This window comes from Tessaracoccus flavescens, assembly GCF_001998865.1.
In the GTDB taxonomy this organism is placed as follows: domain Bacteria; phylum Actinomycetota; class Actinomycetes; order Propionibacteriales; family Propionibacteriaceae; genus Arachnia; species Arachnia flavescens.
Genome location: NZ_CP019607.1, coordinates 2,739,195 through 2,755,341, shown reverse-complemented (window position 1 = coordinate 2,755,341; position 16,147 = coordinate 2,739,195). Strand labels below are relative to the sequence as shown.

14 protein-coding genes are annotated in these 16,147 nt (G+C 69.4%); 10 read left to right on the top strand and 4 right to left on the bottom strand.

Going from position 1 to position 16,147, the window contains the following annotated elements:
* The first annotated feature begins 19 nt into the window (after positions 1-19).
* Positions 20-1,795 (top strand): acetyl/propionyl/methylcrotonyl-CoA carboxylase subunit alpha, encoded by a 1,776-nt coding sequence (locus BW733_RS13295; protein ID WP_202970207.1) that lies wholly within the window; start codon positions 20-22, stop codon positions 1,793-1,795.
* 104 nt (positions 1,796-1,899) lie between these two features.
* On the top strand, positions 1,900-2,730 hold the full coding sequence (locus BW733_RS13290) for a hypothetical protein (RefSeq protein WP_077351201.1): 831 nt from the start codon (positions 1,900-1,902) through the stop codon (positions 2,728-2,730).
* A gap of 1 nt (position 2,731) precedes the next feature.
* On the opposite strand, the gene BW733_RS13285 is transcribed toward BW733_RS13290, so the two are convergent.
* On the bottom strand, positions 2,732-3,025 hold the full coding sequence (locus BW733_RS13285; RefSeq protein WP_077351199.1) for a hypothetical protein: 294 nt from the start codon (positions 3,023-3,025) through the stop codon (positions 2,732-2,734).
* A gap of 563 nt (positions 3,026-3,588) precedes the next feature.
* Here BW733_RS13285 and BW733_RS13280 point away from each other — a divergent pair.
* Positions 3,589-5,262: an AMP-binding protein gene (locus tag BW733_RS13280; RefSeq protein ID WP_077351197.1), complete on the top strand. Its 1,674-nt coding sequence runs from the start codon at positions 3,589-3,591 to the stop codon at positions 5,260-5,262.
* 6 nt (positions 5,263-5,268) lie between these two features.
* Here BW733_RS13280 and BW733_RS13275 read toward each other — a convergent pair whose 3' ends face one another.
* A complete protein-coding gene (locus BW733_RS13275) occupies positions 5,269-6,672 on the bottom strand; it encodes an NAD(P)H-quinone dehydrogenase (protein WP_202970206.1) in 1,404 nt (467 codons plus the stop codon).
* A 56-nt stretch (positions 6,673-6,728) separates the two neighbouring features.
* Between BW733_RS13275 and BW733_RS13270 the strand changes: the two genes are divergently transcribed.
* The 7 genes from BW733_RS13270 to BW733_RS13245 all read left to right on the top strand — a co-directional run bounded on the left by BW733_RS13270 (position 6,729) and on the right by BW733_RS13245 (position 13,788).
* Positions 6,729-7,529: a purine-nucleoside phosphorylase gene (locus tag BW733_RS13270; RefSeq protein WP_077351193.1), complete on the top strand. Its 801-nt coding sequence runs from the start codon at positions 6,729-6,731 to the stop codon at positions 7,527-7,529.
* Positions 7,529-9,193, top strand: coding sequence for a phospho-sugar mutase (locus tag BW733_RS13265; protein WP_077351191.1), 1,665 nt, complete (start codon positions 7,529-7,531; stop codon positions 9,191-9,193). Before BW733_RS13270 ends, BW733_RS13265 begins: the two co-directional genes overlap by 1 nt.
* Positions 9,194-9,255: 62 nt before the next feature.
* On the top strand, positions 9,256-9,474 hold the full coding sequence (locus BW733_RS13260; RefSeq protein WP_077351189.1) for a DUF2207 domain-containing protein: 219 nt from the start codon (positions 9,256-9,258) through the stop codon (positions 9,472-9,474).
* A gap of 79 nt (positions 9,475-9,553) precedes the next feature.
* The gene (locus BW733_RS13255; protein WP_077351187.1) at positions 9,554-11,371 is read left to right on the top strand and encodes a DUF2207 domain-containing protein; all 1,818 of its coding nucleotides are present in this window, start codon (positions 9,554-9,556) and stop codon (positions 11,369-11,371) included.
* A 104-nt stretch (positions 11,372-11,475) separates the two neighbouring features.
* Positions 11,476-11,601, top strand: coding sequence for a hypothetical protein (locus BW733_RS19800; protein WP_257787449.1), 126 nt, complete (start codon positions 11,476-11,478; stop codon positions 11,599-11,601).
* A complete protein-coding gene (locus BW733_RS13250) occupies positions 11,585-13,159 on the top strand; it encodes a DUF2207 domain-containing protein (RefSeq protein WP_077351185.1) in 1,575 nt (524 codons plus the stop codon). Before BW733_RS19800 ends, BW733_RS13250 begins: the two co-directional genes overlap by 17 nt.
* A 41-nt stretch (positions 13,160-13,200) precedes the next feature.
* Positions 13,201-13,788, top strand: a complete 588-nt coding sequence (locus BW733_RS13245; RefSeq protein WP_077351183.1) for a uridine kinase family protein — start codon at positions 13,201-13,203, stop codon at positions 13,786-13,788.
* Between the two features lie 104 nt (positions 13,789-13,892).
* Here BW733_RS13245 and BW733_RS17960 read toward each other — a convergent pair whose 3' ends face one another.
* Together BW733_RS17960 and metG are read right to left on the bottom strand one after the other, a co-directional pair.
* Complete coding sequence (locus tag BW733_RS17960; protein ID WP_152024714.1) at positions 13,893-14,084, bottom strand: hypothetical protein; 192 nt, start codon at positions 14,082-14,084, stop codon at positions 13,893-13,895.
* 31 nt (positions 14,085-14,115) lie between these two features.
* Positions 14,116-15,903, bottom strand: coding sequence for a methionine--tRNA ligase (metG, locus tag BW733_RS13240; protein ID WP_077351181.1), 1,788 nt, complete (start codon positions 15,901-15,903; stop codon positions 14,116-14,118).
* Between the last annotated feature and the right edge of the window lie 244 nt (positions 15,904-16,147).

Genomic DNA, 16,147 nt, shown 5'->3' with positions numbered 1-16,147 from the left:
TGCGAAGCCAGGAGGAACAGTGGGCAACGAGGCCATCTCGAAGGTTCTGATCGCCAACCGTGGAGAGATCGCGGTGCGCGTTATTCGCGCGGCGAGGGACGCAGGCATCGGATCCGTCGCCGTCTACGCCGACTCCGATGCCGAGTCGCTGTTCGTCAGGCTGGCCGACGAGGCGTTCGCCCTCAATGGCGCCACGCCCGCAGACACCTACCTCAACATCGACAAGCTGCTCGCCGTCGCCGAGCGGGCAGGGGCGGACGCCGTCCATCCCGGCTACGGCTTCCTCGCCGAGAACGCCGACTTCGCCCGCGCAGTGATCGACGCCGGGCTGATCTGGATCGGACCCCCTCCCGCAGCCATCGAGGCGCTCGGGGACAAGGTCCGCGCCCGCCACATCGCGCAGAAGGTCGGGGCACCGCTGGTGCCGGGAACCGCCGACCCGGTCGCCAACGCGGCAGAGGTCGTCGAGTTCGCTGAGGAGCACGGTCTGCCCATCGCGATCAAGGCCGCGTTCGGCGGCGGTGGCCGGGGGCTGAAGGTCGCGCGCTCGATCGACGAGGTGGCCGAGATGTTCGAGTCGGCCACCCGTGAGGCCGTGACGGCCTTCGGTCGCGGGGAGTGCTTCGTGGAGCGCTACCTCGACAAGCCGCGACACGTGGAGACGCAGTGCCTCGCCGACCAGCACGGCAACGTCGTGGTGGTCTCCACCCGCGACTGCTCCCTCCAGCGGCGACACCAGAAGCTGGTCGAGGAGGCCCCAGCCCCGTTCCTGAGCGACGACCAGCGGCAGCGGCTCTACGAGTCGAGCAAGGCGATCCTGAAGGAGGCAGGCTACGTGGGCGCGGGAACCTGCGAGTTCCTGGTCGGGCTCGACGGCACCATCTCCTTTCTGGAGGTCAACACCCGGCTCCAGGTCGAGCATCCCGTCTCTGAGGAGGTCACCGGCCTCGACCTGGTCCGCGAGATGTTCCGCATCGCGCAGGGTGAGGAGCTGGGGTACGAAGATCCGGTGGTCCGCGGCCACTCGATCGAGTTCCGGTTGAACGCCGAGGATCCCGGCCGCAACTTCATGCCCGCCCCCGGCACCCTGACGAAGTGGCACGCCCCGAGCGGTCCTGGCGTCCGTGTCGACGAGGGGTACCACTCCGGCATGACGGTGCCAGGAGCCTTCGACTCCCTCGTCGCGAAGGTGATCGTCACCGGCGCGACGCGCGAGCAGGCCATCGAGCGTTCGCGACGCGCCCTCGACGAGCTGCGCATCGAGGGGATGCCGACGGTCGTGCCTTTCCACGTGGCCGTGCTGCGCGACCCGGCCTACACCGCCGAGAACGGGAGCTTCGACGTCCACACCCGCTGGATCGAGACCGAGTTCTCAGGCGACATCGCCCCCTACTCCGGAGCGCTCGGGGAGGACGAGGACCTGCCCGATCCGGAGATCATCACGGTCGAGGTCAACGGCAAGCGGGTCGAGGTGAAGCTGCCGGGCGGACTGGGAGCCAGGACGAAGTCCCAGACGACCGCGAAGCGCCCGACCCGGCGCGACCGCGGCGGCAGCAAGGTCTCGGCGCCGAGCGGGAACTCACTCACCACCCCGATGCAGGGCACCATCGTCAAGGTCACCGTCAAGGAGGGGCAGAGCATCGAGGAGGGAGCCCCCGTCGCGGTGATCGAGGCGATGAAGATGGAGCAGCCGCTCAACGCCCACCGCGGCGGCGTCATCGCGTCGCTCGCCGTTGCGGCCGGGGACGCCGTGACAGCAGGCCAGGTGCTGTGCGAGATCGTCGATCCGGACTGACCCTGTGCCACGACACGCCTGCGCGTCGATGGCCGGTGGTAACGTTCCGCACGCTTGTGCGGCCGAATATCCTTGGAGTACTGCGGTAACTGTGAGGTGATGTGATGTTCGGCGGATTGTTCACCCTGATGTTCATCTTCGTGATGATCTCGGTGGTGCTGAGCGTCACGCGCGCGGGCAGGCCACGGCTCGGCGACGGTGGGATCCCCCCGAGGCCGCCGATCAACCCGTACCAGCAGCGCCCCCAGATCACCCAGTGGGGAGGCTACGCGCAGCCTCCGACCCCCTACGGACAGCCGGCCAGCTTCGGCGCCCAGCCGTTCGACCCTTCGGCCCATCAGCCCATGTCGCAGGGCTCGCGCCAGGCGATCGACCGTGACATCACGAGCTTCGGTGAGGAGCTGCGTGACCTCGATCTCGAGGTGGTCGGCATGCCCCTCGACGACGCCGCCCAGGCCGACTACACCAAGGCGCTCGACTCCTACGACGGCGCGAAGCAGCAGCTCTCGACGGCGAGCTCGAACGCCGACGTCAAGCGCATCGCCCAGATCATGGAGGAGGGCCGCTATGCGGTGGCCTGCGTCAAGGCCCGGGTCAAGGGCGAGCCGGTGCCCGAGCACCGCGCCCCCTGCTTCTTCGATCCCTCGCACGGCGTCTCCGTCGCCAACGTCTCCTGGGCACCGCCCGGCGGCGCGCCCCGTGAGGTTCCCGCCTGCGCGGCCGACGCGCAGCGGGTGCGAACCGGAAACGACCCGTCGATCCGCATGGTCAACGCGGGCCAGCGCCAGGTCCCCTACTGGGAGGACCAGCAGCACGCCGCATGGGCACAGGGGTACTACGGCCGCTACGGAGCCGATCCCGCGCTGCGCTCGATCACGCACGGCGCGCTGATGATCGGCGGCTTCTCGCTGCTGATGGGCCTGCTCGACGACTGACTCAGACGCTCTCGTACATCTCGTTTGCGACCGCGCCGAGTGCCGCCGGATCGAGGCTGTCCGAGCCGACGAGCATCATCTCGACCCTGCCGATCGACACGCAGACGGTCTCCATGTTGGTGACCCCGCAGCCGGCGCGCCCGACCTGTGTGGGCCGCACCTCCCACTGGCCGAGGAGATTGCCGAGGTAGCGCGACATCTCCGGTGAGACCGTGACGCTGACCCGATCGCCCGCCGACTCGTAGTCGGCCCGGAGCTCTCCGTCGTCCCCGAGCTCGAACCCGAACTGGTCCACTGCCCACCTCGGACGGGAGCGACTCCGCGGCGAGCGATCGCGCAGCCTCCGCGTCCGGAGGGGTCGTGATATCCCTCCTCCGCGTTCCAGGTCCCGGACCTCGCCTCCATGCCGAGGAAGGTCGGCGGGATCGTCGCGAGCACCGGCTTGAAGTCGCCAAGATTCGCGGGCGGGTTCGGGCCCCGGGGGAAGCGCTCCCCGGGCGCCAGGATCGGATGATCCGTTGCGCGCCCCTCGCCGGGAGAGGGGTCGACCGGGCCAGCATCGCCCGCAGCACGAGGGCGCAGGTGGGCGCGGCAACGAGCACCACGGCGGCCACGCTGAGCAGGACGATCGCGACGACGCGGCCACCGGTGCGGGCGCCGCCTGCGGTCGCCCGGCGGACATCGCCTGTTGTCAGGTCGCGGATCTGGCACCGCGAAGTTCCGTTCCGGCTGCGGCGCATGTGGGGTTCCCACAATCCCGACGGCCGATCTTGTCACGCACGCGCGAGGGCATTGACTGCTGACGGGAGTAGCGTGGAAACGAACCTACGGTTGCGTAGGTTTCGACCTGGGAGACTGATGAGCACTGCGACCGACGCGATCCGATCCGCCCGAGACGGCCTGCTCGCCCTGCGTGGTCAGGGCGACGAGGCGTGCGCCGGCTTCGCCTGGCCCGAGATCACGGGGCCCTTCAACTGGGCGATCGACTGGTTCGACGAGACAGGTCGCGGCTCGGACGAGCTGGCCCTCTGGCTGCGGGACGAGGACGGCTCCGAGGAGCGCTACACCTTCAACGACATGGTCGAGCGCTCCGACCGCCTCGCCGCCTGGATGGAGGCCGAGGGCGTCTCTAAGGGCGATCCGGTCATGTTGATGCTCGGCAACCAGGTCGAGCTGTGGGACGCCGTCCTCGCGGTGATGAAGCTGGGCGCCGTCGTCCTGCCGACGGCCCAGGCGCTGCAGGACTTCGACCTGGAGCTGCGCGTGCCGCGGGCCGGGGTGAAGGCCGTCATCGCCAACCCGGAGGACGAGGCCAAGTTCGACGGCATCGACCAGATCGTGACGCTCACCACGGGTGAGCCACACGGTCGCTGGCGTTCGATGCGGGAGGCGGAGAACCTCCCCGCGACGCCGCGCGAGGTGGTCACCGACGCCGACGACCCCTGCCTGTACTACTTCACCTCCGGGACCACGAAGGAGCCGAAGCTCGTCGTCCACACCCAGCTCAGCTACCCGGTCGGGCATCTGAGCACGATGTACTTCATCGGCGTGCGACCCGGCGATGTGCACCTGAACATCTCCTCCCCCGGCTGGGGCAAGCACGCCTGGTCGAGCTTCTTCTCGCCGTGGCTGGTCGGCGCGACTGTCTTCAGCTACCGCTACGAGCGCTTCGACGCAGCGACGCTGCTGCGCGAGCTCGAGGAATGCAAGGTGACGACGCTGTGCGCCCCGCCCACCGTGTGGCGGATGATGATCAAGGCCAACCTCGGCGAGAAGCCCTCGGCGCTGCGCGAGGCGGTCGGCGCCGGCGAACCGCTGAACCCGGAGGTGATCTCGTCGGTGCAGCGCGCATGGGGCCTGACCATCCGCGACGGCTACGGCCAGACGGAGACGACCTGCACGATCGGCAACGCTCCCGGCGAGGACGTGCGACCAGGGTCGATGGGGCGGATCATGCCCGGCGTGCGGATCGAGATCGTCGACCCGGACACCGGAGAACTGTCGAACCAGGGCGAGATCACCCTTCCGCTCGACCCGTGGCCGTTCAACCTCACCCCCGGCTATCTCGGCGGCTCCCCCACCGCCCAGGCCGACGGTCGTTACCACTCCGGCGACCTGGTCACCATCAGCGAGGACGGCTACCTCACCTATGTTGGCCGCACGGACGACGTGTTCAAGGCCTCCGACTACAAGGTCTCCCCTTTCGAACTCGAGTCGGTGCTGATCGAGCATCCCGCCGTCATGGAGGCGGCCATCGTCCCAGCTCCCGACCCGCTGCGGCTCGCTGTGCCGAAGGCCTACGTCGCGCTCGCGGACGGGTTCGAGCCGACGGCCGAGACCGCGCTGTCGATCCTGCGCCACGCGAAGGCAAACCTCGCCCCGTACCTGCGGGTGCGCAGGATCGAGTTCGCGGAGCTGCCGAAGACGGTCAGCGGGAAGGTCCGCCGCGTCGTGCTGCGGGCGCGCGAACACGATCCCGCGGTCGAGGTCGAGGACTTCCGCTACGAGAGCTTCCCCGAGCTGCGCGGCTAGCCGGGGCTAGTTGGTCAGCACGTCCACGTCGCGCTTGTGCAGGCGGCGGGCCGCCTCGGCGAGCGAGCCGGACATGGACGGGTACACCGTGAAGGCGTGGCTGAAGTCGTCGACCGTCACCTTCTGCGAGACCGCGACCGAGATCGCGTGGATGAGTTCGGAGGCGCGGGGGGCGACCACGACACCACCGATGATGATGCCGGTCGTGGGCAGGCAGAACAGCTTCACGAAGCCCTCGCGGAAGCCCTGCATCTTCGCCCGCGCGTTGGGCGCGAGCGGGAGCAGGACCGAGGTCACCCGCACCTCGCCGGCATCGACGTCCTTCTGGGAGACGCCGACGGTCGCGACCTCGGGTGTGGTGAACACGTTCGAGGAGACGAGCCGCAGGTCGAGCGGGGTGACGGCGTCGCCGAGCGAGTGCCACATGGCAACCCGGCCCTGCATGGCGGCGACCGAGGCGAGCGGGTAGACGCCCGTCACGTCGCCAGCGGCGTAGATGTTGCGCACGCTGGTGCGCGAGACGCGGTCGACCTGAACGTGACCGGACGGGGTGAGCGTCACGCCTGCGTCCTCGAGGCCGAGCCCCGCGGAGTTGGGGATCGCGCCGACCGCCATCAGGCAGTGCGAACCCTCGATGGTGCGCCCGTCCTCCAGCGTGACGACGACGCCGTCACCCTCCCTGCGGGCGGCGACGGCGCGGCACTGGCTCATGATGTGCATGCCGCGGCCCTCGAAGGTCTTCTGCAGCACCGCAGCGGCGTCCTGGTCCTCACCGGGCAGCACCTGCGCGCGCGAGGAGACGAGGACGACGTCGCAGCCGAGCGCGTCGTAGGCGGAGGCGAACTCGGCTCCGGTGACGCCGGACCCCACGACGATCAGCCGCTCCGGCACCTCCGTCAGGTTGTAGACCTGCTTCCAGTTGAGGATCCGCTCACCATCGGTCGGCGCGTCGGGCAGCTCGCGCGGGGTGGTTCCGGTGGCGATCAGCACGATGTCGGCGTCGAAGGCCTGCTCGCCGGTCTCGGTGGTGGCGATGACGCGGTGCGGCCCGTCGAGGCGGGCCTGGCCGTCGACCAGGTGCACGCCCTCCTGGAGGAGCCGCTGCCGGATGTCGCCAGACTGCGCCTTCGCGAGGGCGAGCACGCGCTCGTTGACCTCGCCCAGATCGACGCGGACGACGTCGGCGAGTTCCTCGCCCTCGATGTGCAGGCCGAGGTGACGGGCATTCTCGATGCGGACCATGACCTCCGCGGTCGCGATCAGCGTCTTCGACGGGACGCAGTCGCTGAGCACCGCCGCGCCGCCCAGGCCGTCGCGTTCGATCAGGGTGACGTCTCCCCCCAACTGACTGCCGACGAGGGCCGCCTCGTATCCGCCTGGTCCACCACCGATGATCACAACCTTGGTCACGGGCCCCATCCTCCCACAGACCCACACGGGCAGGCGGGGCTCAGTAAGCTGAGGTCGTGAACCAGACACCATTTGACCTCGCGGCCGAGGCCGCAGATTTCCTCCGTTCCCACTTCGGATGTGACCGCATCGACCTGGCGCTGGTGCTGGGTTCGGGCTGGTCCTCCGGCGCAGATCAGCTGGGTGAGCCGCTCGGCGAGATCGAGCTCGGCGAGGTGCCGGGATTCTCCAAGCCGGTCGTCAGCGGCCACGGCGGCGCCCTGAAGCTGGTGCGCACGGCGGGTGGGAAGATCGCTGCCATCTTCACGGGCCGCACCCACTACTACGAGGGCCGGGGCGTCGAGCCGGTCGTGCACGGCGTGCGCACCGCGGCCGCCTGGGGCGCGCAGACGCTGGTCCTGACCAACGGATGCGGCGGCCTCGACCCCGCCTGGGCGCCGGGCACGGTCGTGCTGCTCAGCGACCACATCAACCTGACGGGCGACACCCCGCTGCGCGGAGCGACGTTCATCGACCTCTCCGAGGCCTACTCCAAGCGGCTGCGCGACCTCGCCCACGGCGTCGACGCCTCGCTCCCGGAGGGCGTCTACGTCCAGTTCCGCGGCCCCCAGTACGAGACGCCCGCCGAGGTACGCATGGCCGGGGTGCTCGGCGGCGACCTCGTCGGCATGTCGACCACCCTCGAGACGATCGCCGCGCGCGAGGCGGACCTCGAGGTGCTGGGGCTCTCGCTCGTGACCAACGCCGCCGCCGGGCTCAGCGAGACCAACCTCGACCACACCGAGGTCCTGCAGGCGGGCAAGGACGCCGGGCCCCGGCTCGCGGCCCTGCTCGCCGGGATCGTCGGGGAGCTGTGATGCGCGACCTGATCGCCCTCGCCACCGCCTGGCGCGACGCGGACATCGACCCGGACACGCGCGAGGAACTCGACCACCTGATCGTCCAGGCCCAGGCCAACAACGACGATCTCCGCTCGGAGGCCCTTGCGGAACTGACCTCAGCCTTCGCCGGGCCCCTCGAGTTCGGCACCGCCGGGCTGCGCGGCAAGATCGGTCCGGGTCCGTCCCGGATGAACCGCGTGGTCGTGACTCAGGCCGCGGCCGGCTTCGCCGCCTGGCTGAAGGAACAGGGACTCGGTGGCGGAAAGGTGATCGTCGGCCACGACGCCCGCTACAAGTCCGACGAGTTCGCCCAGGACACCGCAGAGATCATGGCAGGCGCCGGCTTCGAGGTGCTCTGGACCGACGTCCCGATCCCCACCCCGGTCGTCGCCTTCGGCATCCGGCACTTCGGCTGCGTCGCTGGCGTCGTGGTCACGGCCTCGCACAACCCGCCGCAGGACAACGGGTACAAGGTCTATCTGGGCGACGGTTCGCAGATCGTGCCGCCGACCGACGCCCAGATCGCGGCCCACATCGCGGGCGTAGCGGAAGGCGACTGGGCGGGCCTGCCCCGCTCCGAGGCCCGCACCGACGTGACCGCAGACCTGCTCCGGGCCTACATCGCGCGCGCCGCCTCGCTCTACCCCGCCGAGGCCCCACGCGATCTCGTGTGGGTGCACACCGCGATGCACGGAGTCGGCGCCGAGACCGTCCGCGCGGTCGCAGAAGCGATCGGCCTGCCCGCGGCCAACGAGGTGGCCGAGCAGGCGGAGCCGAACCCGGACTTCCCCACCGTCGCCTTCCCGAACCCCGAGGAGAAGGGCGCGATCGACCTGGCACTCGCGCTCGCAGAGGAGAAGGGTGCCGACGTCGTGATCGCCAACGACCCTGACGCGGACCGCTGCGCCGTCGCTGCCGTCGTCGACGGCACATGGCGGATGCTCACCGGAGACGAACTGGGCTCGCTGCTCGGCGACGACGCGATCCGGCGCGGCGTGCCCGGCGTGTTCGCCAACTCCGTCGTGTCGTCGACCCTGCTCGGACGGATGGCCAAGGCCGCCGGGCGCGAGCACAGGACCACCCTCACCGGCTTCAAGTGGATCGGCCGGGTCCCCGATCTTGCCTTCGGCTACGAGGAGGCGATCGGCTACTGCGTCGACTCCTCCGCGGTCCGCGACAAGGACGGGATCACCGCCGCGGTGACCGTGCTGCGGATCGCGGCCGAGCTGAAGGCCGAAGGCCGCGCCCTCGCCGACCGGTTGGGCGACATCTTCCGTGCCAACGGGCTGACCGCGACGTCGCAGCTCTCGGTTCGCGTGGCCGACCTGTCGCTGATCGCCGACGCCATGGCCCGGCTGCGCGCCAACCCGCCGTCGACGCTGCTCGGCGAGCCCGTGACGGTGACCGACCTGTCCGCCGGCTCGGAGGCGTTGCCCCCGACCGACGCCGTCGAGCTGACCGGGCCGAGCCTGCACGTCGTGGCGCGTCCCTCGGGCACGGAGCCGAAGCTCAAGTGCTACCTGGAGGTGCGCCTTCCCGTCGAGGAGTCCCAGGACCTCGAGGCCGCGCAGCGGCGGGGAGCGGAGCTGCTCGGTCAGCTCCGCGCCGAGATGGCGGCCGCCCTGGGGGTCGACGCCTGAACCTGCCTGTCAGACGCCGGAGGGTCACGTGACCCTCCGGCGTCTGCTCTTTCCCGCATGACATGGGCACGCCTCGCGTCGGCCCTCACCGAGCTCGTGACGACCTGGCTGGTCACGCTGCCCGCGGCCGCGGACAACGCGGCCCGATCACCAACTACGACGTCGCGGTCACCCTCACCCCCGAGGGGGTGGCGGAGGTCACCATCGACCTGAGAGTCGACTTCGCCAGCGACGACGGGCACGGCATCATCTTCACCCTTCGACCCTCTCCTCCTCGCTGATGTCCGCGCCCCGGTTCCAGCACTCCTCATCGTGGAGAGGCAGCACCTGGTAGCCCCCTGCGGCGTTACTCTGGAGTGCATGACGAAGCTGCGCGCCGGACTGTCCGCACTGTTGCTCGCCCTCCTGTCGACGTGGCTGCTCGTGCTGCCCGCCCAGGCCGACGACAGCGCCCCGATCACGAACTATGACGTCAAGGTCAACCTCACGCCCGAGGGCGTGGCCGAGGTGCAGATCGACTTCACCATGGACTTCGCGCAGGTGCGAGGGCGGGGGCCCTACTTCGTGCTGCCGACCACGCAGAAGGACGGGGCGAACCCCGAGGAGGAGTACGTGTTCCGCTACTCCAACATCGACGTCGACTCCCCTACCGGCGCCTCGACCCGGGTTCACCGCGAGTCGAAGGGCGACGTGACCCTGCTGCGCATCGGCGACGAGGACCGCGTCTACTCCACGCCCCAGGACTACACCGTCACCTACGATGTCGAGGGCTTGATCGTCTCCGACCACCCGGAGTCCGGCCTGGACGAGTTCAACTGGGACGTGATCGGCCCGGCCTGGGAGTCCACCTTCCAGAACATCTCGGTCAGGGTGACTGGCCCGACCGCCGTTTCCGATGTCGCGTGCTTCTATGGCCGCCAGTACCAGAACAAGTGCCAGGCGAGCATCTCCGGTAACACGGCCGCCTACACGCTCGACAGCCTGGGCCGCAGGGAGCCGATGCAGGTCGTCGCCGGCTTCCCGGCGGGAACCTTCGGCGGCGTCGAGCAGATCAAGCAGAAGCGCCTGACGCTCGGCAACGCGTTCGACATCAATCCCGCGACCGGAGCCGTCGCGGGCGGCGGCGCGCTCGCCGCGATCGCGGGCCTCGTCGCGATCCGCCGCAGGCACGGCCGCGACGACGTCTACCTCGGCCTGACGCCCGGCCTCACCCCCGCCCCAGGCGAGAAGGGCAACATCGGTCAGGCTTCGGGCAAGGCCCCCGTCACCGTCCAGTTCCATCCCCCGAAGGGCGCCCTGCCGGGCGAGATCGGAACGCTGCTCGACACGACGGCCGACGACGTCGACGTCTCGGCCACCATCGTGGACCTCGCGGTGCGCGGCTTCCTCAAGATCGAGTCCGACGGCGGTAAGCAGTTCACCCTGCACGCCACCCCTCCCCCGCAAGGTGAGAAGCTGGCCGACTACGAGTCGAAGCTGCTCCAGGATCTGTTCCAGGGCTCCTCGCGGGTGACCGCGGCCGAGCTGCGGGGGGTCTCGCGCCAGTCGGTGCTCGCGAACGCCCGCTCCGCTCTGTACAACGCCGTCGTGCAGAAGGGCTGGTTCAAGTCGAACCCCATCTCCGCACAGGCCGGACCCATGGTGCTCGGCTTCATCGTGATCCTCGCCGGCCTCGGCACCGCCTTCCTCCTCGCCCGGAGCGGCTGGAGCCTGATCGCCGTCCCGCTGATCATCTTCGGCGCGGGCCTGATGGTCATCTCCGGCAAGTTCCGCAAGCGCACGGCGCTGGGTTCGGCCTATCTCGCCCAGGCGAAGGGCTTCGAGTTGTATCTCGCGACGGCGGAGAAGGACACCCTGCGGTTCGAGGAGAACGAGGACATCTTCTCGAAGTACCTGCCGTACGCGATGATCTTCGGGATCGCCGACCGCTGGTCCAACCTGTTCGCCCAGCTTGGCGCGGAGGGCGTCTACCGCGCCGACACCTCCTGGTACGTCGGTGCCGACCTGATGCACGGCTTCGCCTTCGCCAATGCCATGAACAACCTCACCGAGTCGATGTCCAGCGCGATGCAGGCCGCGCAGGCGGCCGGTGTCGCGGCCTCGACCGCCGGCTCCTCCGGCGGCTCGGGCTTCAGCGGCGGCGGCGGCTTCGGCGGCGGTGGCGGCGGCTCCTGGTAGGTCACGATCCCATCGGCCCGGGTGCCCGCATCGGCACCCGGGCCGGTCTCTGCCCGCCGCCCGCACCCGCGTTGACTGGTCCCCCCGACGGCTAGCCTGAACCAATGTCCAGAGCCATACGCCTTCTTCTAGCCATGATGCTCGCCGTGGTGGTGGGACTCTTGACGCCGGTGGCGGCGCGGGCCGACGACAAGACGCCCATCACCCGGTTCCATGCGACGGTCGAATGACCTGCTCTTCGACTATGTCGGCTTCCTCTGGACCTCCCCGACAGGTGCAGACGTCACGGTGCACCGGGAGGACGAAGCGAGGACGATCGCGATGCGCGTCGGCGAGGAGAACACCTGGTATGACACGCCCGAGGACTACACCCTCACCTACACCGTCAGGGGACTGATCGACACGGACAACGCCGAGAGTGGGCTCGACGAGTTCAACTGGGACGCGATCGGCACCGGGTGGGATCTGCCGATCTCGAACGTGTCGGCCGAGGTGCACGGCCCCGCCCCGATCGAGGCCGCCTACTGCCATCACGGCCGCACGCTCGACGACCCGTGCGAAGCGACGCCTTCCGGAACGGGCGCGACCTTCTCGTCCCCCGACCTCGCACCCCACGAGGCGTTCCAGGTGACGGCGAGCTATCCCAGCGGCACCTTCCCCGGCGTGGATGTGAATCTGGTTGATCGTCCAGGGCCGCGCACGTGGTTCCGCCCCACCCCGGCCTCGCTCGGCCTTGGCGGCGCGTTGCCGGCGGTGGCGCTTGTCGTGCTCTACGCGGTGCGCCGCGGGCAGCGTGACGAGGTCTTCGTGGACCTGCCACCGGGGATGCTCCCGGCGGGAGGAACGTCCGGACGGATCGGACCCGCGCCGAGGAAGCGACCCGTGGTGGCGGTCGCCTTCACCCCTCCCGATGCCTCACCGGCCGAGATCGGCGTGCTCATGGATGGACGCGTCGACGCCGTCGAACTCTCCAGCACCCTCGTCGATCTCGCCGCCCGCAGGCTGATCGCCATCGAGTCGACCGGGTCCGGGTTCCGGTTCACCCTGCTCCAGCAGCCTCCTGGCACCCGGCTCAAGAACTACGAGAGCTCGTTGCTTGCCACCATGTTCGGCTCGGGAACCGTCGTCACCTCGGCGGAGCTGAACAAGAACCGGAAGGCCGGCCAGCGCTTCGTCAAGCTGCTCGACGAGGCCGTCCGGGCAAAGGGCTGGATGATCAGGCACGGGCGCACGGGCAGCGTCGGCCTCCGTGGCGCTGGTGTCATGATCACCTGGCTGGGCCTCATGTTCACGGCCTTCGTCGCGGCCTTCGGCTTCGCGTTGGCCGGCCTGCCGATCCTGCTGCTCGGGGTCGGGCTGTTCGCCCTCTCCTTCAAGCGGGCCTCCTACAAGGCAAAGGGCTCGGCCGTCCGGGCCCAGGCCGAAGCGTTCAAGCTCTACCTCTCCACCGCGGAGCGCGACACGCTGCGCTTCGAGGAGGGCGTGGAGATCTTCTCCAGATACCTTCCCTACGCGATGGTCTTCGGGGTCGCCGACCGGTGGGCAGGACTGTTCGAGTCCCTTGCCCGCGAGGGCGTCTACCGGGCAGACACCTCGTGGTACCACGGCAGCGACATATCCCGGGCGAGCGGCTTCGCCGGCTCCATGTCATCACTGTCGACGTCCTTGAGTTCGGTGACCAGATCGGCCGTCAGCAGCGGAGTCGGCGGCGGCACGAGCGGCTCCTCCGGAGGGTCAGGCAGCAGCGGCGGTGGGGGGATGGGCGGCAGCGGCGGCAGCAGCTGGTAACCCGTCGAGAGGCTCGGCCGGTTCGTACTATCCTGTCCCGCATGAGTCGGAGCCTGCTGTTGATCGCCGGTCCCTCAGGCAGTGGCAAGTCGCGGCTGACCCGGCTCGCCGCCGAGGCCGCCTCCGCGCTCCCGCTGAGCCTCGACGACTTCTACCACGACGCCGACCACCCCGACCTCCCGATGACCCCCATGGGCATCCCGGACTGGGACCGCGTGGAGACGTGGGACCTCGAGGCGGCACTGCTTGCCATCTCGACGCTGCTGAGCACTGGACGCTGCGAGGTCCCGGAGTACGACATCTCGCTCTCGCGGCGCGTCGGCTCCAAGGTCGTCGAACTCGGTGACGCGAGGATCGTCGTCGCCGAGGGAATCTTCGCGATCGACGCGCTGCAGCCGGCGATCGACGCGGGCATCGAGGCCGAGGGCTGGTGGCTTGACCGCCGTCGCGCAGCCAACTTCTCCCGCCGCCTCGCGCGAGACCTGCGCGAGAAGCGCAAGACTCCCCCGGTGCTGCTGCGCCGCGGCGCGGCCCTGTACCGGGCAGAGCCGGCGCTGCGCCGCGAGGCGATGCGGCAGGGGTTCCGCCCCACCTCGATGCGCGCCGCGCTGGCGACGCTTGCCGGCTGAGCCGCTACCGCAGCAGGAAGGGCAGCGCCGTGCCAAGCACGGCGATCAGGATGCCCCAGTACTGGACGGGGATGAAGAACAGCGTGTGCCTGTTCGTCTGGACCCTAGCGCCCGCCTCCAGGAAGGCGAGGTAGCTCGTCGCCTGCCCGCGTGCCTCGTCGAGCGAGGAGGGCGACCGGGATCAGGACCCACTTGGCCGACTCGCCCCACAAGCTGAAGGGAACTCCGATGCCGAGGATGCCCGCAGCCGCGATGAACGCGACCGTGACGATCCCCCAACCACGCCAGATAATCACCCGGGAACCCTGGTGGTCGGGGGGTCCAACCTCACTTCTCGGCGATGGGCGCCCAGTCAGGGCCGGTCTGTCCGAGCTTCTCGTCCAGCTTCGCGAACAGCGGGGTCGGCTTGTACAGCGGGGTGCCCGGCTCGATGGGCCGCGAGGCCCAGGTGGCCTGCTGCGCCGCGTAGTCGCCCTGCAGCGTCGGGTAGGTGAGGTCGCCGTCGGTGACCTCGACGATCTGCGGCTGGGCCGCCCAGACGCCCTCCCCGCCGAGCAGCTCGAACACCTTCTGTGCGGAGTGCGGCAGATAGGGGGTGAGCAGCGTGTTGGCGTCGGAGACGACCTGGAGCGCGACGTGCAGGACGGTGTCGCGGCGGGCCGGATCGTCCTTCAGCTTCCAGGGCTCCATGTCGGAGAGGTACTTGTTCGCCAGGCTGACGATCCGCATCGCCTCGGTGATGCCCGCCTTGAAGCGGCGCGCGGCGATGTGCTCACCCACCACGTCGAACGCCGCGGCGGAGGCCTCGAGCAGGGCCCTGTCCTCGTCGGTGAACTCGCCGGGAAGCGGGATGCCGCCGTTGTTCTTGTGCGCCATCGAGACGGAGCGGTTGACCAGGTTGCCCCACTCGTTGGCGAGCTCGAAGTTGGTGCGGCGCACGAACTCCTCCCAGGTGAAGTCCGTGTCCTGGTTCTCGGGGCCGGCAACCGCGATGTAGTAGCGAAGGGCGTCGGGGCCGAATTCCGCGAGGAAGTCGCCGACGAAGATCGAGGCGCCGCGCGAGGACGAGACCTTCGAGCCCTTCATCGTCATGAACTCGGAGCTGACCACCTCGGTCGGGAGCTGGAGCTCGCCGAGCTCGGGGCGGACGGTGCCGCCGACCTCGCCCTGGCCGTTGGCTCCGAGCAGGATGCCCGGCCAGATGACGGAGTGGAAGACGATGTTGTCCTTGCCCATGAAGTAGTAGGACTTCGCGGCGGGGTCGTTCCAGAACGCGCGCCACGCGTCGGGATCTCCGCTGCGCTTGGCCCATTCGACGGCGGCAGACAGGTAGCCGATGACGGCGTCGAACCACACGTAGATCCGCTTCATCTGGGCGTCGCGCCACCCGTCGAGCGGGATCGGAACGCCCCAGTCGAGGTCGCGGGTGATGGCGCGCTCGCGGATCTCCTTGAGCAGGTTGTGCGAGAACTTCAGCACGTTCGGCCGCCAGTCCTCGCGGCTGTCGAGCCACGCGGCGAGCTGGGGGGCGACCTTCGGCAGGTCGAGGAAGAAGTGTTCCGTCTCGACGAACTCGGGCGTCTCTCCGTTGATCTTCGACTTCGGGTTGATCAGGTCGGCGGGGTCGAGCTGGTTGCCGCAGTTGTCGCACTGGTCGCCGCGGGCGTTGTCGTAGCCGCAGATCGGGCAGGTGCCCTCGATGAAGCGGTCGGGAAGCGTGCGCCCTGTCGACGGGGAGATGGCGCCCATCTGCGTCTTCGCGAAGACGTAGCCGTTCTCGTAGAGCGCCGTGAACATCTCCTGGACCACGTGGCAGTGGTTGGGCGTAGTGGTGCGCGTGTAGAGGTCGTAGCTGAGGCCGAGTCCCTGGAGGTCGGAGACGATCTGGCCGTGGTACTTGTCCGCGGTCTCGCGGGCGGTGAGTCCCTCGGAGTCGGCCTTCACCTGGATGGCGGTGCCGTGCTCGTCGGAGCCGGAGACCATGAGGACGTCGTGGCCTGCCATGCGCATGTAGCGCGCGAACACGTCGGAAGGAACCCCGAAACCGGAAACGTGACCGATGTGACGAGGACCGTTGGCGTACGGCCAGGCGACCGCGGCAAGAATACGACTCATGGGCGTCATCCTATCGCCGCTGCGCCGTCGTCCCTGACCCGACGGCCGACCCTCCACACGCTCTGCCTGCGGAAGGCGATCCACCCGAGGGCGATCAGCAGGCAGGCCGCGGGCGGCGAACTTGAGCACTTTTCCGGCTCTATTCATGGATGTGTGGGTCGTGGGCGGCCTGGGAGGCTGGGTTTGGGGCCTGCGAGGTTCAGCATCGCGAGGGCGATGAGGGGTTCGGGTCCGTGGAAGCCGA